Source organism: Macrococcus equipercicus, from assembly GCF_024205945.1.
Taxonomy (GTDB): domain Bacteria; phylum Bacillota; class Bacilli; order Staphylococcales; family Staphylococcaceae; genus Macrococcus; species Macrococcus equipercicus.
Genome location: NZ_CP073809.1, coordinates 2,091,587 through 2,111,568, shown reverse-complemented (window position 1 = coordinate 2,111,568; position 19,982 = coordinate 2,091,587). Strand labels below are relative to the sequence as shown.

At 45.3% G+C, this 19,982-nt stretch carries 13 protein-coding genes, 1 tRNA gene, 2 rRNA genes and 1 other RNA gene; 13 read left to right on the top strand and 4 right to left on the bottom strand.

All coding sequences use genetic code 11. From position 1 onward, the window contains the following. The first annotated feature begins 4 nt into the window (after positions 1 to 4). The 9 genes from KFV11_RS11285 (at position 5) to recR (ending at position 8,702) form a co-directional block, all read left to right on the top strand. Positions 5 to 97 (top strand) — tRNA-Ser (locus tag KFV11_RS11285). A 220-nt stretch (positions 98 to 317) separates the two neighbouring features. Further along, positions 318 to 1,769, top strand: a complete 1,452-nt coding sequence (gene treP, locus KFV11_RS11280; RefSeq protein WP_254249961.1) for a PTS system trehalose-specific EIIBC component — start codon at positions 318 to 320, stop codon at positions 1,767 to 1,769. 52 nt (positions 1,770 to 1,821) lie between these two features. Next, positions 1,822 to 3,459, top strand: coding sequence for an alpha,alpha-phosphotrehalase (gene treC / locus KFV11_RS11275; RefSeq protein ID WP_254249960.1), 1,638 nt, complete (start codon positions 1,822 to 1,824; stop codon positions 3,457 to 3,459). Between the two features lie 70 nt (positions 3,460 to 3,529). After that, positions 3,530 to 4,264, top strand: coding sequence for a trehalose operon repressor (gene treR, locus KFV11_RS11270; protein WP_254249959.1), 735 nt, complete (start codon positions 3,530 to 3,532; stop codon positions 4,262 to 4,264). 60 nt (positions 4,265 to 4,324) lie between these two features. After that, positions 4,325 to 4,590: signal recognition particle sRNA large type (gene ffs / locus KFV11_RS11265), an RNA gene on the top strand. 198 nt (positions 4,591 to 4,788) lie between these two features. Beyond that, positions 4,789 to 6,030, top strand: coding sequence for an aminoacyltransferase (locus tag KFV11_RS11260; protein ID WP_254249958.1), 1,242 nt, complete (start codon positions 4,789 to 4,791; stop codon positions 6,028 to 6,030). A gap of 114 nt (positions 6,031 to 6,144) precedes the next feature. Then, the gene (dnaX, locus tag KFV11_RS11255) at positions 6,145 to 7,770 is read left to right on the top strand and encodes a DNA polymerase III subunit gamma/tau (protein WP_254249957.1); all 1,626 of its coding nucleotides are present in this window, start codon (positions 6,145 to 6,147) and stop codon (positions 7,768 to 7,770) included. Between the two features lie 15 nt (positions 7,771 to 7,785). Further along, positions 7,786 to 8,106 (top strand): YbaB/EbfC family nucleoid-associated protein, encoded by a 321-nt coding sequence (locus KFV11_RS11250; RefSeq protein ID WP_149458861.1) that lies wholly within the window; start codon positions 7,786 to 7,788, stop codon positions 8,104 to 8,106. Then, the gene (gene recR, locus KFV11_RS11245) at positions 8,106 to 8,702 is read left to right on the top strand and encodes a recombination mediator RecR (protein WP_149458860.1); all 597 of its coding nucleotides are present in this window, start codon (positions 8,106 to 8,108) and stop codon (positions 8,700 to 8,702) included. The genes KFV11_RS11250 and recR overlap by 1 nt, the downstream gene beginning before the upstream one ends. A gap of 56 nt (positions 8,703 to 8,758) precedes the next feature. Here the strand turns inward: recR and phnE (KFV11_RS11240) are convergent, their stop codons facing one another. The 4 genes from phnE (KFV11_RS11240) to KFV11_RS11225 form a co-directional block, all read right to left on the bottom strand. Continuing rightward, a complete protein-coding gene (gene phnE, locus KFV11_RS11240) occupies positions 8,759 to 9,565 on the bottom strand; it encodes a phosphonate ABC transporter, permease protein PhnE (RefSeq protein WP_254249956.1) in 807 nt (268 codons plus the stop codon). Continuing rightward, complete coding sequence (gene phnE, locus KFV11_RS11235; RefSeq protein ID WP_149458858.1) at positions 9,562 to 10,338, bottom strand: phosphonate ABC transporter, permease protein PhnE; 777 nt, start codon at positions 10,336 to 10,338, stop codon at positions 9,562 to 9,564. Before phnE (KFV11_RS11235) ends, phnE (KFV11_RS11240) begins: the two co-directional genes overlap by 4 nt. Continuing rightward, positions 10,338 to 11,111, bottom strand: coding sequence for a phosphonate ABC transporter ATP-binding protein (gene phnC / locus KFV11_RS11230; protein ID WP_254249955.1), 774 nt, complete (start codon positions 11,109 to 11,111; stop codon positions 10,338 to 10,340). Before phnC ends, phnE (KFV11_RS11235) begins: the two co-directional genes overlap by 1 nt. Before the next feature lie 80 nt (positions 11,112 to 11,191). Next, the gene (locus KFV11_RS11225) at positions 11,192 to 12,139 is read right to left on the bottom strand and encodes a phosphate/phosphite/phosphonate ABC transporter substrate-binding protein (RefSeq protein WP_211359983.1); all 948 of its coding nucleotides are present in this window, start codon (positions 12,137 to 12,139) and stop codon (positions 11,192 to 11,194) included. A 207-nt stretch (positions 12,140 to 12,346) separates the two neighbouring features. On the opposite strand from KFV11_RS11225, the gene KFV11_RS11220 reads away from it, so the two are divergent. From KFV11_RS11220 to KFV11_RS11205, 4 genes are all read left to right on the top strand, one after another. Then, on the top strand, positions 12,347 to 13,855 hold the full coding sequence (locus KFV11_RS11220; RefSeq protein WP_254249954.1) for a DNA-binding protein: 1,509 nt from the start codon (positions 12,347 to 12,349) through the stop codon (positions 13,853 to 13,855). An 85-nt stretch (positions 13,856 to 13,940) separates the two neighbouring features. Next, positions 13,941 to 14,792 (top strand): patatin-like phospholipase family protein, encoded by an 852-nt coding sequence (locus KFV11_RS11215; RefSeq protein WP_254250627.1) that lies wholly within the window; start codon positions 13,941 to 13,943, stop codon positions 14,790 to 14,792. A gap of 369 nt (positions 14,793 to 15,161) precedes the next feature. After that, positions 15,162 to 16,715: ribosomal RNA gene (locus KFV11_RS11210) — 16S ribosomal RNA — on the top strand. Between the two features lie 237 nt (positions 16,716 to 16,952). Further along, positions 16,953 to 19,876 (top strand): 23S ribosomal RNA (locus KFV11_RS11205). The 16S and 23S rRNA genes sit together here, the layout of an rRNA operon. Positions 19,877 to 19,982: the final 106 nt, after the last annotated feature.

The window sequence follows — 19,982 nt, the reverse complement described above, 5'->3', positions numbered from 1 at the left end:
ATTTGGAGGAATACCCAAGTCCGGCTGAAGGGATCGGTCTTGAAAACCGACAGGGGCTTAACGGCCCGCGGGGGTTCGAATCCCTCTTCCTCCGCCATTATTTTAAAACCAAGACTAATTTTTTGATATGTAGATGTCCTCTCCGGGGCATCTTTTTTTTGTGTTAAAAAATAATTAGATGATCCAGTGAACAATGATAATTGCCCAGCTGGTTATTGTTATATAGCCTGAAGAATTTGTAACCCTTTTCAGAAAGCCTTTACATACTTGTATAGACAGATTACAATGAGGATAACAAAAATAAGGGAGATGGCAAAATGGCGGTCAATAGAGATGAAGTCAGACAGATTATTGAAGCGGTCGGCGGTAAAGAGAATGTCAACGCAGCAACACATTGTGTCACAAGATTACGTTTAGCATTGGTTGATGAGACGAAAGTCGATAAAGTTGCACTGGATAAGTTAAATCTTGTCAAAGGTTCATTTGCAGCAAACGATCAGTTCCAGGTTGTGATCGGGCCGGGTACAGTCGATGACGTATACAAAGTGTTTGTAGAGGAAACGGGCATCGGAGAAAGCACGAAAGATGATGTCAAAGCGGCAGCGGCAGAAAAGATGAATCCGTTGCAGCGTGCAATTAAAACATTAGGAGATGTCTTCATCCCGTTGTTGCCGGCTATCGTTACAGCTGGTTTACTACTTGGTGTAAACAACGTTTTAACAGCTGGCGGACTGTTCGGCGATAAACCGCTTGTTAAGATGTTCCCGCAGTTAAAAGACTTAGCTGAAATTATTAACTTTATTGCAGCGGCACCATTTATCTTCCTGCCGGCATTAATCGGCTGGTCAGCGATGCGGGTGTTCGGTGGCAGTCCGATTCTCGGTCTCGTGCTCGGTCTTGTTATGTGTCACCCGGGTCTTGCGTCACAGTACACTCTTGGTGATCAAGATACAGGTGAACTGACAAAGATTCCTGAATGGAACGTCTTTGGACTGCATATTGAGAAATTGAACTATCAAGGGCAAGTACTTCCTGTATTGATTGCAACGTGGGTGCTGGCGAAAGTTGAACGCTTCTTAAATAGACGCGTCCATGATTCGATTAAAATGCTTGTTGTTGGGCCTGTCTCATTACTCTTAGTAGGTTTTCTTGCATTCATTCTTATCGGACCAGTCGCTTTATGGCTCGGTACACAGATTACAGATGTCATTCAGTGGATCTTCACAAGAGCCGGCTGGTTAGGCGGTTTGATTTACGGCCTTATTTATGCACCACTCGTCGTCACGGGTTTGCATCATATGTTCCTTGCGGTAGATTTCCAGCTGATGAATTCAAATTTAAAAGGCACGTACTTATGGCCGATACTTGCTATTTCAAATATCTCACAAGGTTCAGCGGCATTCGCTGCATGGTGGCTGTACAAACGACGCAGCATGGTTAAAGAACAAGGTCTGGCATTGACATCGGGAATATCAGGCTGGTTAGGCGTCACAGAACCTGCGATGTTCGGTGTGAACATCCCGCTTAAATATCCTTTCGTCGCAGCAATTATCACGACAGGGATTGTCGGTTCTATATTCGGTTCACAGCAGTTGCTCGGTAGAGTAGGGGTTGGCGGACTGCCAGGTATCATTTCGATCAATGAAGGATTCCGCCTGACGTTCCTGCTCGGCATGGTGATCGCTGTGATTCTGCCGATTGTGCTGACACTCATCTTCTCAAGATTTGCTCAGAAGAATAATAAAGAAGTCATCAGAGAAATCGATTAACTTATAAATCTTGTTCAACTGAAACTATTTCAAAACGTTAGGAGTTTTTTAATTGGGAGTTTCCGACTGGAAGAAATCAGTGGTCTATCAAATTTATCCGAAGTCATTCAATGATACGACAGGTAACGGCCACGGTGATATTAACGGGATTATCGACAAGCTGGACTATTTGAAGACGCTCGGCGTGGATTATTTATGGTTGACGCCGGTGTATTGTTCTCCGATGAACGATAACGGCTACGATATCAGCGATTACTATGAAATCAATCCTGACTTCGGTACGAAAGAGGATTTCAGACGTCTGCTTAATGAGGCCCATGCGTGCGGTATTAAGATTATGTCTGACATCGTCATCAATCATACATCAACAGAACATCGCTGGTTTGTAGAGTCACGTCAGTCGAAGGACAATCCTTACCGTGATTATTACATCTGGAAAGACGGAGACAACGGCAATCCGCCGACGAACTGGGAGTCGAAGTTCGGCGGCAATGCCTGGCAGAAAGACGAAGTGACAGGCCAGTACTATCTCCGTCTCTTCGATGTCACACAGGCAGACTTGAACTGGGAGAACAGTAAGCTCCGCCAGGAAATTTATGATATGATCAATTACTGGATTGACTTCGGGATGGATGGTTTCCGCTTCGATGTCATCAACTTGATCTCTAAAGCAGAATATAAGAATTCTGAAGCAATCGGCAAGGAGCTCTATACAGATGGACCACGAGTTCATGAATTTTTACATGAATTAAACCGCAATACATTCGGCGATAAAGAAGGGTTTATGACAGTCGGTGAGATGAGTTCAACGACACTCGAGCACTGCATTAAGTACACAAATCCTGAACGTCGTGAGCTGAGCAGCGTCTTTAACTTCCATCATTTGAAGGTGGACTATAAAGACGGTGAAAAATGGTCTGAACAGCCATTTGATTTTGTTGAGCTGAAGCAGATTCTCTTCAAGTGGCAGCTCGGTATTCAAGCAGGAGGCGGCTGGAACGCTATTTTCTGGTGCAACCATGATCAGCCCCGTGTTGTGTCGCGTTTCGGTGATGATTCGACAGAAGAGAACCGTGTGTTAAGTGCTAAAATGCTCGCGATAGCGCTGCATCTGCTGCAAGGTACGCCGTATATATATCAGGGCGAAGAAATCGGCATGACGAACTTGTATTTCGACAATATTAAGCAGTACCGTGATGTGGAGTCATTGAATGCCTATTCTATTATGAAAGAACGCGGCATTTCAGACGATCAGACGATGCGTATACTGCAGCATAAATCACGGGATAACTCGCGTTCACCTGTGCAGTGGGATGATAGTGAGCATGCCGGCTTTACAACTGGAACACCGTGGATTGAAACGGCGAAAAACTATAAGACGGTCAATGTCAAACAGGCGCTTGCAGATAAGAATTCTATCTTCTATACGTATCAGCATTTAATCAGGCTGCGACATAACTTTGAGATTATCACGTACGGCAAAGTTCTGCCGTTACTGGAAAATCACCCTGAATTATTTGCTTATGAGCGCAGGCTGGACGATGATACATTGATTATAGTGGCCAACTTCAGTGGGCAGGAAGTCACTGTGCCGGATGATATAGCGCTTGAAGGAACTGTACTGATTAACAATTACGAATCATATAGCCGTACGCTTAAGCCTTATCAGGCAGTAGCTGTTAAAAAATAATTGCAATCACTTTGTTCCAAAACAGTTATTTTATGTTAAGATAATTTGGAAACAAGGGGTGACCGATAAAATGAATAGAAATAAGTATCGAATAATTTATCAGGAGCTGAGCGGTAAGATCATCAATGGTGAATATAAGCAGCATGAACAGCTGCCTTCTGAAAATTTACTCGTGAAGCAATACAATGTCTCACGTGAAACAGTAAGAAAAGCGCTTAGTCTGCTGCAAACAAATGGTTTTATCCAGAAATTAAAAGGTAAAGGTTCTGTAGTTATTTACAATGAATCAATGAATTTCCCTGTATCTCAGCTCATCAGCTTTGAAGAAATTAAAGAATCACTCAATATGGACTATGTGACAGCTGTAGAAATATTCGAGAAAGTGAACGCCGGGGATTATCCTGTCGTGATGGCAGCGCTTGACCTTGCAGAGCAGACAGAATTGTTTAGAGTCGTCAGAACAAGGCGTAAAGGAGGGAAAGTCAATATTATCGATACTGACTACTTCCTAGTTAGTCTTATGCCGAATTTAACGAAGGAAATTGCCCGGCAGTCCATTTATTCTTATATAGAGAATCAGCTGGAACAGACCATCAGCTTCTCCAACAAAGCTATCACATTTGAACCGATGACAGCAAGTGAACTAGAGCTGTTCGGAGAAGTGACGCCGCCTTATGCAGCAACTGTCCGCTCAACTGTCCATCTGGCTAATGCGCTGCCTTTTCAGTACAATATATCAAAGCACCGTGCCAGCGAGTTTAAGTTCGTCGACTTTTCCAGACGTCCAGCTCATAAGAAAGCATAATCAAAAAACAGCAGTGTTTTCCTTGCCAAATATTCATGATGTATAGTATGATAGATTCTGCCGTGCTAAGTGGGGAGGTAGCGGTTCCCTGTACTTGCAAGCCGCTTAGGCAAGACCGAATCCCTCTGCTGAGGGTAACATTTTGTGAGGCCTGACCTTGACACGTAGTGTTGAGAAGACGGTCCGAGTCAATATAAGCCCATGAAGCATGTCAGGTCCGGAAGGAAGCAGCATTAAGTGGTCACTTATATGTGGCTGGGGCAGCCGTCTTTGAGCTGTCGACCAAGGTTCCGCTTGTGACTGTTAAACGAAGCAGAGGTGCACGGTATTTATATAAAAATTAATCGTACATCTAATAGATAGACCTAGGAGACTAGGTCTTTTTTTTGAACATTTTCAGCTGAGTGGAGCTTTCAATAACATTGGATATAAGATAAAGAAATAGTATTACTACATATTTATTACACGAAAGTGTTATAGTAAATAACGACATAGAAACAATCACAGAACGGGAGAGTTTTTTAATGAAGTTTTGTAATTTGACGATAGATGAATTTGAATCGTTTGTTAACGACCATTTCAGTCACTATACACAATCTAAAGCTCACTACGCGGGTCGTCAGGCATTAAACCTCGATGTCCATCTCGTAGGAGTAAAAGAAGGGGATAAAGTGCTGGCCGCCTGCTTGTTGAACGGTGCGCCGAGCTTTAAATTCTTCAATTATTTCTATACGCATAAAGGGCCGGTGTTTGATCATCATGACAAAGCACTTGTCGATTTCTTCTACACGCATTTAACTAATTATTTGAAGAAGCATAAAGGGCTGTTTGTATTAGTGGACCCTTATATTACGCGTAATCATCTGGACGGCGACGGCTATGTCACTGAGTCATTTGAAGTGGACGATATTATCACCGAAATGGAACGCCTCGGCTATGAACACCAAGGTTACAGTATCGGCTACTCTATGGATTCCCAGGCACGCTTCTTATCAGTACTTGATTTAACAGATAAGACAGATGACGAACTGCTGAAAGAAATGGATTATAAGACGCGCCGTAATATCAATAAAACGATTGAGATGGGTGTGCAGATGCGTGACTTATCAGATGATGAAATGGAGAAGTTTTTCAGGCTGTATAAAATGGCGGAAGATAAACATCATTTCTCATTGTTTGACCTGCAGACGTTCAAGCGTATGAAACAAACATACGGGGACAATGCGCGCGTTGTGATGACGTATATCAACCTCAATGATTACTTAAAACGCCTGAACGACCAGCTGAGCATAAAACGCGCGGATTATAATAAGGCAGCAGCAGAACTGGAAGAGAACCCTGACTACAGAAAGCTGAAAAATAAAACAGTAGAACTCGAAAAGGCAGTAGCACAGATCGAGAAGAAAGTCGCGGAAACAGAAGCCTTAAAAGCAAGTGACGGCGATGTGCTTGAATTGGCGAGTGCTATTTATGTTTTCAACAATCATGAGCTGTATTACTTATCAAGCGGCTCTAATCCTGCTTATAATCAGTTCATGGGTGCGTATAACATGCAGTGGGAAATGATTAAGTTTGCCAATCAGCTTGGCCTGAAGCGCTATAACTTCTATGGCGTCAGCGGGGACTTTACAGAATCGTCGCCTGACCTAGGCGTTGCGAAGTTCAAGAAAGGATTCAATGCCTATATTGATGAGCAAATTGGTGATTTTATCAAGCCGCTGAACCCTGGGGCATACTGGCTGTACAAAAAAATGAAAAAGAAATAACGATGTTGCGGAAGACTCATCAACAGTTCATTCTGATGAGTCTTCTCTTTTTTGTTATGAAGCAGTTATGTCTAATGGTATAATGAAAGGACCAATATTGATGGAGGGGACGTCTTGAGTTATCAGGCATTATATCGCGTGTTCAGATCCCAGGCTTTCGAAGAAGTAGTCGGACAGAAGCATGTGACGACTACGCTGAAGAACGCTATAGCGAGAAATAAAATATCACACGCTTATTTATTCAACGGACCGCGTGGTACAGGGAAAACAAGTATCGCGAAAATATTTGCCAAAGCTATCAACTGTACTGAACGTCATGACGGCGAACCATGTAATGAATGTGCCAGCTGTATTTCGATTACGAACGGAACAAACTCGGACGTCATTGAAATTGATGCAGCCAGCAATAACGGCGTGGATGAAATCCGTAATATTAGAGATAAAGTGAAGTATGCACCAGGTGAATCCAGATACAAAGTCTATATTATCGATGAAGTGCATATGCTGACGACAGGTGCATTTAATGCTTTGTTAAAAACATTGGAAGAGCCGCCGGGTCATGCTATTTTCATTCTGGCGACGACAGAACCGCACAAAATACCGCCGACGATTATTTCCCGCTGTCAGCGATTTGATTTCAAGGCAATTGCTACCCCTGATATTGTCGAGCATTTGAAATATGTGTGTGACAAGGAAAGCATCTCGTTTGAACTGCCGGCACTTGAATTTATCGCCCAGACAGCAGAAGGCGGTATGCGTGATGCACTTAGTATTTTAGATCAGGCGATTGCGTTCGGAGACGAAGAGCTGACATTGGCACATGTATTGGACGTGACGGGCAGTGTCGGTAAAGAAGATCTGCGGCAGCTGACTGATGCGATTGTAACGCATGACGTACGCACGGCTTTTGAATTATATCATCAGCTGTTAAGCGGCGGCAAGGAAGTAAACCGTCTTGTGACTGACTATATTTATTATTTACGTGACGTCATCGTTGATGTTGCAACAGGCACTAAAGGAGACGGCCAAATATATGAAGTCGACTTGTCTGTCATTTATGAGATGATTGATAAAATTAATGACACGCTTGTGTCGATGCGGTTTGCAGTCAATATGAACATTCACTTTGAAGTGCTCATCGTCAAACTGTCTGAACTTGTGAAGTCTCACGAGAAAGGGGCAGGTGCGAGTACCGAGTACATCGATGCGCGGATGAAAGAGTTCGAGGAGAAGCTTTCGAATATTCAGCTGAATCCGACAGCAGCACCGGCTAAGGCAAAACCGAAAGCAGAGCGCCATGTAAACAAGTTCTCAATTGCACAAATAGAAAATGTACTGGATAACGCCAATCGCGAAGATCTGACATATTTGAAGGAGAACTGGCAGGCGCTGATTGACCATGTGAAGCAAAATGATAGGGCGCTCGTCAGCCTGCTGCAGAACTCAGAACCGGTGGCAGCGAGCAGCACGCATGTATTGATCAAGTTCGAGGAAGATATTCACTGTGAACTCGTCAATAAAGGTGACGATAAACGTGAACAGATTGAGTCGATTGTATACACAATCATCAATAAAAAAGTTAAAATGGTAGGTGTACCTGATTCACAGTGGCTGCAGGTCAGACATGACTACATTAAAAACAAGAAGCAGCAGTCAGAAGTGAAGGCAGAGCCAAAAGATGATATCATCAAGACGGCAGAAGAGTTGTTTGGTAAAGATACAATAAATTTAATTGATTAATAGGAGGAACTAATTATGCGCGGTGGCGGAAATATGCAGCAAATGATGAAACAAATGCAGAAAATGCAGAAGAAAATGGCGGAAGAGCAGGAAAAATTAAAAGACGAACGTATTGAAGGAACAGCAGGGGGCGGTATGGTCACTGTTGTTGTTTCAGGTCATAAAGAAGTGCTTGATGTCATCATCAAGGAAGAAGTAGTAGATCCAGAAGATATCGAAATGTTACAGGACTTAGTACTGGCAGCAACAAACGAAGCATTATCTAAAGCGGATGATGTGACGGCTCAGCGTTTAGGTCAGCATACTAAAGGAATGAACATTCCAGGAATGATGTAATGCATTATCCTGCACCTATTTCAAGACTCATAGACAGCTTTATGAAACTGCCGGGAATCGGCCCGAAAACAGCGGCGAGACTTGCGTTCCATGTGCTTGATATGAAGGAAGAGGACGTCATGAACTTCGCGAAAGCGCTCGTCGACGTAAAGCGTGAGCTGACATACTGCTCTATTTGCGGTCATATTACGGACACGGATCCATGTTATATTTGTGCGGATAAGACGCGCGACCGCTCGATGATCTGCGTCGTTGAGGAATCGAAAGATGTCATTGCGATGGAGAAGATGCGTGAATACAAAGGGCTGTATCATGTGCTGCAAGGTGCCATCTCTCCGATGGAAGGCATTGGACCTGAAGATATCAACATTCCAAGTCTGTTGAACCGGTTAAAGGATGAAACAGTACAGGAGTTAATTCTGGCGACGAATCCGAACATCGAAGGAGAATCGACAGCTATGTATATTTCGCGCCTCGTCAAACCAATCGGCATTAAGACGACGCGTCTTGCTCATGGCCTGCCGGTCGGCGGTGACCTTGAGTATGCGGATGAAGTGACACTGTCTAAAGCTATATCAGGACGTACAGAAATATAAAGAAGTTCAAAAAAGCAGTGAAGCATCCAGCTTCACTGCTTTTTTGTGAAATAGTATTAGATGAGCCGCTTCCGGATGGCACCTGACAAAGTATCGACGATGATGACCATAATGACGATGCCGATCAGGATAATGCCGACGCGCTCCCATGTTCTTCCCTGCAGTGCGAAAATGAGCGGCGTACCGATACCGCCTGCACCGATTAAGCCGAGGATAGATGCACTTCTTAAGTTGATCTCAAAGCGGTAGAGCACAAATGAAATGAATGCCGGCAGTATTTGGGGCACGACGGCAAACATCAATGTCTTTGTCTTGTTTGCCCCCGTTGCCGTTAATGCTTCAGACGGTCCGAGGTCAAGGTTCTCTATATCTTCAGCAAACAGTTTGCCGAGCATACCGATTGAATGGATCCCGACTGCCAGCACCCCGGCGAATGCCCCGGGACCGACGGCTTTAATGAATAACAGCGCCATAATGATCTCCGGGAATACGCGGATGACACTGAGCAGAAATTTGCTGAGCTCTGACAGCAAGCGGTTGGAAATATTGCGCGCCGCTAAAAAAGCGAATGGAATACATAGAACCGCTGAGATAATAGTACCTAAAAAGGCGATAGCGAATGTCTCAAGCAGACCGCGCAGCAAGTCCTCGCCATCAGGCATATAGACATAGCTCCAGTCCGGGTGGATGATACCGGACAATATGTTTGACAGAATCTCCCATGACTTTTCTTTTATTGCTATCGCCGGCATGCCACTGAATGCCCATATGTATACGGCGAGCAGCAGAATAATGAGGAGGATATTTCTGATAATAACAGGCGCTGATGATTTAGGCTTTAAATGATCATAGTTTTTAATCATAACAGTTTCTTCCTCACTTTCGAGCTCGTATAGTCGATGATTATTACAATAAGCAGAGTGAACAGTATAATCGCAGTCACTTTCGGATACTCAAAGTAACCGAGTGTCTTATCATAGAACAATCCGATACCGCCGGCGCCGACAAGACCGAGGACGGCAGCCGCACGGATATTGATCTCAAACGTAAATAATACAAATGAGAGATAAGGTGCGAGTGCCTGCGGGAGCACACCGAACGCTATCCATTTTGATTTATTGGCACCGACTGCCGTCATCGCTTCAAGCGGCCCGTTGTCGATATTCTCCAGTGCCTCATAGAACAGTTTGGCGACGATGCCGAATGACAGTACAGTCAGCGCGAATATACCGGGCAGTGCACCGATACCGAAGACTGCTACGAATATAGAAGCGAGCAGCAGGTCGGGAATCGTCCGGACAATATTGAGTAAAAAACGTACGGGCATGTTCACCCAGCGTGATCTGAAGACATTGTTTGCTGACAGCAGAGCGACGGGCAGTGCAAGCAGTGAGCCGAATGTCGTGCCGAGAACAGCCATACGTATAGTGTCGAGCATCGGTGCAATAATTTCTTTGAAATAAGACCAGTCCGGCGGCAGCATTTCCTTAACAAGGTTCATCATTTCCGGTGCGCCGAGCGCCAGGCTCTCTAAACTGAATCCTGTCTCAAAGCCGCTCCAGATGACTAAAGCCGTGAGCAGCAGCAGGGAGAAGATGGTTTTATAGCGCTTAGCATTGTTAATTGACGGGTTCATCAGTTAACCCCCATTTTCTCATCATCTTTAATTTCCCGTCCATATATGCGGCTGAAAGCATCGTCTGTTGCCTGTTCAACTGGTCCGTCAAATACAATTCTGCCTGACTGCAGTCCGATGATTCTTGTCGCATATTCACGAGCCAGGTCGACGAAGTGCAGATTGACGACGATAGTGATGCCGAGTTCTTTATTGATGCGCTGTAAGTCGTCCATAACCTGCTTAGTAGTCAACGGGTCAAGAGAGGCAACCGGTTCATCAGCTAAAATAATTTCCGGCTCCTGTGCCAGTGCACGTGCAATTGATACACGCTGCTGCTGACCGCCTGACAGTTCGTCAGCACGGTTATAAGCTTTCTCAACGATGTTGACGCGGTCAAGCGCTTCAAGAGCAATCTGCTTATCCTCTTTCGGAAATAGACCGAGCACCATTTTCCAAGTAGGATGATAGCCCACACGTCCTGACAGTACATTTCTGATGACTGAAGAACGCTTCACTAGATTAAAACTCTGGAAGATCATACCGATATTCCGGCGCATCAGCAGCAGCTTGTTTCCCTTAGCCTTCGTAATCGACTGTCCGCTAATCGAGATATCGCCGGATGTAATTTCGTGCAGGCGGTTAATAGAACGGAGCAGCGTTGATTTCCCGGCACCTGACAGACCGACAATCACTATAAATTCTCCTTGATTGATTTCAAGGTTGATGTGATCCAGTCCGACATGGCCGTTTGGATACACTTTGCTGACATCGTTAAATATGATTTGGCTCATCGTGACACTCCTTTATAATAAAAGGCTAAACTCACATGAGTGAGTTTAGCCTTCTTAGTAGCATGTTCATGCTCAAGAAATTATTCTTTGACTTTTTTGTCATACTCACGAATAACATCGAACTTAGAATCATCTGATTTCACATAACCTTCATGTGAATAAACTTCGCGGATAACTTTTTGTCCTTCTTTATCTTTGCTGATATCGATAAACGCTGTTGTTAATTTATCTCTCCATTTGTCAGTCATATCTGAACGAACAGAGATAGTATCATTTGGAATTTTTTCTGTATATTTGACGATTTTAGTATCTTTGAAGACGTTTGGCTGGTCGCCTTTAACAATACTACGTGCATCCTGGAATGTTACTGCGACATCCACATCGCCGTTCAATAATGAAATGACTGCCTGATCATGACCTTTAACTGTTGTCACTTTCATGTCCTTCAGTGGATCGATGCCTTCTTTCTTCAAATCGACCGCAGGGAACACATAACCCGCTGTAGAAGTGACATCCTGCATCGCAATTTTCTTGCCTTTCATATCTTTCAGGCTGTTGATTCCAGAATCTTTTTTAACGATAAACTGAGATTTGTAGTAATCAACGAGTTCTTTAGTTGGAGAACCATCATCATTAACACCGTAACGCTGTGCCTGCAGCAGGACGTCAGCCGCTTTTTGATCATGTGCTAACACATAAGCTGTTGGCGGCAGGAAACCGACATCTACTTTTTTAGACTTCATCGCTTCAACAATTGTATTGTAGTTAGTAGATACAGATACTTCAACCGGGATGCCCAGTTTAGCTTTTAATAACTTTTCAAGGGGCTTCGCTTTTGCTTCAAGTGTCTCAGCATTCTGAGAAGGAACGAACTGCACAGTTAATTTTTCAGGCGTGTAGCCTTCTTTGCTTGATGACGCAGTAGAATCTTTTTGAGTTTCTGATTTATTGTCTGTCGTGCCACAAGCTGCAAGTACTGCAACGGCCATTAAAGCAGGGACAGAAGTTTTCACGATTTTTTTAAACATGATGATGCTCCTTTTCCTATTCCTATTTTTGTAACGTTCTAGTAAATGATAACAAAAGAAGTCTTTGAGCGGTTATAACAATCCTGTAAAGATTGAAAACGAAATCGCCTATTTACTTACATATCATTTACACAGAATTAAAACTACTTTGCTAATAATAAGAGGGTGTCATGGATCTATGCCATCATAGTGAAAAGAGGAAAACTAATGATTAAAAAAGCAGTTATTGCTACAATGACAACGTTCATGCTCGGCACACCGGCTCTTTATGCAGAAACTTACAACGATCAGGCGCCAATCATTAATCCGGCAGTTTCTAATGGACAAAGCGTACTCGTTGACAATACACATGGGCAGACCGCAGGAGCAGCAGACTGGGTCATTGACGGCGCGTTCTCTGATTTCGGTCGGGGTGTAGCAGCAAAAGGCTATCAAGTTAAAGAGCTTCGTAAAAAAACAGCAGTCACTTATGAAGATTTAGCACCGTACGATGTATTTGTTATACCGGAAGCGAACATTCCATTCAAACAATCGGAACAAGATGCAATTTTAAAATACGTTAAAGAAGGCGGCAGTGTATTTTTTATCGCCGATCATTATAATGCAGATAGAAATTTGAACCGCTATGATTCTTCGGAAATTTTTAATGGCTATCGTCGAGGTGCTTACGGGGCACCTGCTAAAGCAATGACAGCAGAAGAAGCGCAATCTGTCAGAATGTCAGGCGTTACAAGTTCTGACTGGCTGTCCAATAATTTCGGAGTGAGATTCCGATATAATGCGTTAAGTGACCTTGTCGCGACAGATATCGTCAAAGATGCAGGAGCATTCGGTATCACTGCCGGTATCAACAGCGTAGCGATGCATGCAGGCTCTACTATCGCACTGACCAACCCTGATATCGCTAAAGGCCTCGTGTACGTCCCGTCAGGATTAACAACAGCGGACAAATGGGGACCGGCAGTCGATCAAGGAGTATACTTCGGCGGCGGTAAAGATGAAGGTGCTTATGTAGCTATCAGTAAAGTGGGATTAGGAAAAGCTGCCTTCATCGGTGATTCTTCTATGGTAGAAGATGCAACTCCTAAATATTTAAGAGAAGATAACGGCCAGACTAAAAAGACTTATGACGGTTATAAAGAACAAGATGACAGCACATTGTTAACTAATATCGTCAGCTGGCTGTCGCGCGATGAGTCCTATACTTCATTCAAGGAGAAAGGACTGACACTGGATCAGGCATCACCTATACTTTCCTTTGAAGTGCCGGCAGCATCTACAGAACCTGCAACTGAACCGTGGTCTACACCGGCAGCGACTTATAAATGGTATGATGAGTCGACTTTCAAGCAAGGCAGCTATGGTTATTCCTCCCTTGTCTCGAGTACTGGATATGACTTTGTACTGCCTGTAGTTACAAATGGTCAGTCATTTAATACGACACTTGTATTGAATGGTCTGACACCTAATACAACTTATAATGATTTAAAAGTAGGCATCTATAATACGGCAGGCACTCAGCTCGGTTCTTTCTATATGAACAATCAATGGAGTGCAGTGGGCTACAGTCCGGCTGTTACTTTGACTACAGATGCTCGAGGCTCTGCTTCAACGGTTATCACAGCAAAGACGACTAAAGGAATAACAGGGAACGCGAATATTAGATTAAAACGCGGCACATCCTCTCTTTACACAGAAGCATTTACGATTAAATAAAGACTGTATAGTGAAGCGGCCGATAATCGGCCGCTTTTTTTATAAAGTGCTATTTGCTATAATATGGAATAGTCAAAGGAGTGACATAATGAATAAGACAGGATTAGTATTAGAAGGCGGCGGTATGCGCGGTATATATACAGCGGGTGTACTGGATTTGTTTCTGGATAAAGGTATCGAGTTCGACTATATCATCGGTGTTTCTGCAGGAGCCAATATGGCAGCTTCCTATTTATCGAAGCAGCGTGGGCGTAATAGGCAGGTCAGCCTTGATTTTTTAGGGGACAAACGATACTTATCTCTTCAGAACTATATTAAAAACCGTGAAATGTTCGGCATGGACTTTATCTTCAATGAAATTCCAAGTGTTCATGTACCTTTTCATATGAAGGACTTTCTTCTATATGAAGGACAATATGTCGTTGCGTGTACTAACTGTGAAACGGGAGAGACGGAGTATTTTGACCAGTCTTACTTGAACAAAGATCTGCTCACAATTTTGAGAGCATCAAGCTCGCTTCCGTTAATGGCACCTGTCGTTGACTATCAAGGTAAGAAATTGCTGGACGGCGGCGTGACTGATCCTATCCCGCTGCGTAAGGCACAGGCAGACGGCATTACTAAAAATGTCGTTATACTGACACGGCCAAAAGGTTACGTGAAGAAATCAAGCCGTCTTGCTAAATGGTTTAAAGTGAAAGGTTATCCGCAAGTTGATGAAGCAATGCGCAGACGGCCGGCCCTCTATAATGAAACACTCCACTATGTTAATCGTCAGGAAGAAGTGGGCAATGTAGTAGTCATCCGGCCATCAGCTGATTTAAAAGTTGATCGCATGGAGAAAGATAAAGGAAAGCTCGACGATCTCTATCAATTAGGTTACAGCGATGCCGAGAAAGCACTGGATAAAATTAATGCATTAAGAAATATTAATTAATTGTTAAAAGTGTAAATTTTGCGCTTGTAGAAGGGCTTGCAACCCTGTATAGTTATATCTTGTCCGGCAGAGATAACGGCAGCTCAAAAAAAGAAATTAAAAAAAGAGTTGACTTATACTTCACATGAGAGTATAATTAAATCTTGTCCGGCAGAGATATAACAGCATACTAAAACTTGATTTTAAAAAAATTTTAAAAAAGAGTTGACTTTCAAAACGAAAGAGAGTATAGTTAAATCTTGTGAGACGAAAAATGAACATTGAAAACTGAATGACAATATGTCAACGTTAATTCCAATAATTTGAGTACTTTAGTACTTTCAAAGAGTGACTGGCTTAAGCAGTCAACGAGCTTTTATCAGACAAACTATTATGGAGAGTTTGATCCTGGCTCAGGATGAACGCTGGCGGCGTGCCTAATACATGCAAGTCGAGCGGACAGACAGGAGTGCTTGCACTCCTTGAAGTCAGCGGCGGACGGGTGAGTAACACGTGGGTAACCTACCTATAAGACTGGGATAACTTCGGGAAACCGGAGCTAATACCGGATAATATGTTTCACCTCATGGTGAAACAGTGAAAGACGGTTCTGCTGTCACTTATAGATGGACCCGCGGCGCATTAGCTAGTTGGTGAGGTAACGGCTCACCAAGGCGACGATGCGTAGCCGACCTGAGAGGGTGATCGGCCACACTGGGACTGAGACACGGCCCAGACTCCTACGGGAGGCAGCAGTAGGGAATCTTCCGCAATGGACGAAAGTCTGACGGAGCAACGCCGCGTGAGTGAAGAAGGTTTTCGGATCGTAAAACTCTGTTGTAAGGGAAGAACAAGTACGTTAGTAACTGAACGTACCTTGACGGTACCTTACCAGAAAGCCACGGCTAACTACGTGCCAGCAGCCGCGGTAATACGTAGGTGGCAAGCGTTATCCGGAATTATTGGGCGTAAAGCGCGCGTAGGCGGTCTCTTAAGTCTGATGTGAAAGCCCCCGGCTCAACCGGGGAGGGTCATTGGAAACTGGGAGACTTGAGTGCAGAAGAGGAGAGTGGAATTCCATGTGTAGCGGTGAAATGCGCAGAGATATGGAGGAACACCAGTGGCGAAGGCGGCTCTCTGGTCTGTAACTGACGCTGAGGTGCGAAAGCGTGGGGATCAAACAGGATTAGATACCCTGGTAGTCCACGCCGTAAACGATGAGTGCTAAGTGTTGGGGGGTTTCCGCCCCTCAGTGCTGCAGCTAACGCATTAAGCACTCCGCCTGGGGAGTACGGTCGCAAGACTGAAACTCAAAGGAATTGACGGGGACCCGCACAAGCGGTGGAGCATGTGGTTTAATTCGAAGCAACGCGAAGAACCTTACCAAATCTTGACATCCTCTGACAACTCTGGAGACAGAGCGTTCCCCTTCGGGGGACAGAGTGACAGGTGGTGCATGGTTGTCGTCAGCTCGTGTCGTGAGATGTTGGGTTAAGTCCCGCAACGAGCGCAACCCTTATCTTTAGTTGCCATCATTCAGTTGGGCACTCTAGAGAGACTGCCGGTGACAAACCGGAGGAAGGTGGGGATGACGTCAAATCATCATGCCCCTTATGATTTGGGCTACACACGTGCTACAATGGATGGTACAAAGGGCAGCAAAACCGCGAGGTCAAGCCAATCCCATAAAACCATTCTCAGTTCGGATTGTAGTCTGCAACTCGACTACATGAAGCTGGAATCGCTAGTAATCGTAGATCAGCATGCTACGGTGAATACGTTCCCGGGTCTTGTACACACCGCCCGTCACACCACGAGAGTTTGTAACACCCGAAGCCGGTGGAGTAACCTTTTAGGAGCTAGCCGTCGAAGGTGGGACAGATGATTGGGGTGAAGTCGTAACAAGGTAGCCGTATCGGAAGGTGCGGCTGGATCACCTCCTTTCTAAGGATTATACGGAAAAGGGATACTTGATATCCCTTAGGGATTAACGTCTGACATATTGTATTCAGTTTTGAATGTTCATAGGACCTGTGGTCCATGCATTCAGATTGTACCTTGAAAACTAGATAAGCAATGAAGAAGAAAAAGATTTTACCAAGCAATACCGAGTGAGTTCATTTTTTGAATTCTTAGAAATCGCGCGTCTGCATTTATGCAGACATCACATTATTAATAACAGATTAAGTTATTAAGGGCGCACGGTGGATGCCTTGGCACTAGAAGCCGACGAAGGACGTTACTAACGACGATATGCTCTGGGGAGCTGTAAGTAAGCTTTGATCCAGAGATCTCCGAATGGGGAAACCCAGCATGAGTCATGTCATGTTATCCATATGTGAATACATAGCATATGAGAAGGCACACCCGGGGAACTGAAACATCTAAGTACCCGGAGGAAGAGAAAGAAAACTCGATTCCCTGAGTAGCGGCGAGCGAAACGGGAAGAGCCCAAACCAGGATGCCTGCATCCTGGGGTTGTAGGACACTCAGCACGGAGTTACAAAGGAATAATTTAGACGAATGACTTTGGAAAAGTCAACCAGAGAAGGTAAAGGTCCTGTAGTCGAAAAGTTATTCCCTCCTGAGTGGATCCTGAGTACGGCGGAACACGTGGAATTCCGTCGGAATCCGGGAGGACCATCTCCCAAGGCTAAATACTCTCTAGTGACCGATAGTGAACCAGTACCGTGAGGGAAAGGTGAAAAGCACCCCGGAAGGGGAGTGAAATAGAACCTGAAACCGTGTGCTTACAAGTAGTCAGAGCCCGTTAATGGGTGATGGCGTGCCTTTTGTAGAATGATCCGGCGAGTTACGATTTGATGCAAGGTTAAGCAGTGGATGCGGAGCCGCAGCGAAAGCGAGTCTGAACAGGGCGAATGAGTATCAGGTCGTAGACCCGAAACCAGGTGATCTACCCATGTCCAGGTTGAAGTTCAGGTAACACTGAATGGAGGACCGAACCGACTTACGTTGAAAAGTGAGCGGATGAGGTGTGGGTAGCGGAGAAATTCCAATCGAACCTGGAGATAGCTGGTTCTCTCCGAAATAGCTTTAGGGCTAGCCTCGCATGATGATTACTGGAGGTAGAGCACTGTTTGGACTAGGGGCCCCCCTCGGGTTACCGAATTCAGACAAACTCCGAATGCCAGATAATTTAATGCGGGAGTCAGACTGCGGGTGATAAGGTCCGTAGTCGAGAGGGAAACAGCCCAGACCACCAGCTAAGGTCCCAAAATATATGTTAAGTGGAAAAGGATGTGGCGTTGCCCAGACAACTAGGATGTTGGCTTAGAAGCAGCCATCATTTAAAGAGTGCGTAATAGCTCACTAGTCGAGTGACGCTGCGCCGAAAATGTACCGGGGCTAAACATATTACCGAAGCTGTGGATTGTCCGTAGGACAATGGTAGGAGAGCGTTCCAAGGGCGTCGAAGCATGACCGCAAGGACATGTGGAGCGCTTGGAAGTGAGAATGCCGGAGTGAGTAGCGAAAGACGGGTGAGAATCCCGTCCACCGATTGACTAAGGTTTCCAGAGGAAGGCTCGTCCGCTCTGGGTTAGTCGGGACCTAAGCCGAGGCCGAATGGCGTAGGCGATGGATAACAGGTAGATATTCCTGTACCACCTAAGATTGTTTGAACGATGGGGGGACGCAGAAGGATAGGCGATCGTACTGTTGGTTATGTACGTCCAAGCATCAAGACTGAGCATCAGGCAAATCCGGTGCTCGCGAAGGTTGAGATGTGACGGGGAGCGAAATTATAGTAGCGAAGTCGTTGATTTCACACTGCCAAGAAAAGCCTCTAGTTAGAAATTAGGTGCCCGTACCGCAAACCGACACAGGTAGTCAAGATGAGAATTCTAAGGTGAGCGAGCGAACTCTCGTTAAGGAACTCGGCAAAATGACCCCGTAACTTCGGGAGAAGGGGTGCTTTTTAGGGTGCAAGCCCTGAAGAGCCGCAGTGAATAGGCCCAAGCGACTGTTTATCAAAAACACAGGTCTCTGCAAAACCGTAAGGTGACGTATAGGGGCTGACGCCTGCCCGGTGCTGGAAGGTTAAAAGGAGTGGTTAGCGCAAGCGAAGCTACGAATTGAAGCCCCAGTAAACGGCGGCCGTAACTATAACGGTCCTAAGGTAGCGAAATTCCTTGTCGGGTAAGTTCCGACCCGCACGAAAGGCGTAACGATTTGGGCACTGTCTCAACGAGAGACTCGGTGAAATCATAGTACCTGTGAAGATGCAGGTTACCCGCGACAGGACGGAAAGACCCCGTGGAGCTTTACTGCAGCCTGATATTGAAATTCGGCACAGCTTGTACAGGATAGGTAGGAGCCTTCGAAGCGTGAGCGCCAGCTTACGTCGAGGCGCTGGTGGGATACTACCCTGGCTGTGTTGACTTTCTAACCCGCGCCACTTATCGTGGCGGGAGACAGTGTCAGGCGGGCAGTTTGACTGGGGCGGTCGCCTCCTAAAGAGTAACGGAGGCGCTCAAAGGTTCCCTCAGAATGGTTGGAAATCATTCGCAGAGTGTAAAGGCACAAGGGAGCTTGACTGCGAGACCTACAAGTCGAGCAGGGTCGAAAGACGGACTTAGTGATCCGGTGGTTCCGCATGGAAGGGCCATCGCTCAACGGATAAAAGCTACCCCGGGGATAACAGGCTTATCTCCCCCAAGAGTTCACATCGACGGGGAGGTTTGGCACCTCGATGTCGGCTCATCGCATCCTGGGGCTGTAGTCGGTCCCAAGGGTTGGGCTGTTCGCCCATTAAAGCGGTACGCGAGCTGGGTTCAGAACGTCGTGAGACAGTTCGGTCCCTATCCGTCGTGGGCGTAGGAAATTTGAGAGGAGCTGTCCTTAGTACGAGAGGACCGGGATGGACATACCTCTGGTGTACCAGTTGTCGCGCCAGCGGCATAGCTGGGTAGCTATGTATGGACGGGATAAGTGCTGAAAGCATCTAAGCATGAAGCCCCCCTCAAGATGAGATTTCCCAACTTCGGTTATAAGATCCCTCAAAGATGATGAGGTAGATAGGTTCGAGGTGGAAGCACAGTAATGTGTGGAGCTGACGGATACTAATCGATCGAAGACTTAATCAATTAAGAAAAGCGAAGGCAAGCGGAATGGCTTGAATCATTTTTGATGAGGCGGATGACAATCCTGATTGTCAGTACGGCTTAGAAAATGATGAAAGACAGCGCAGCT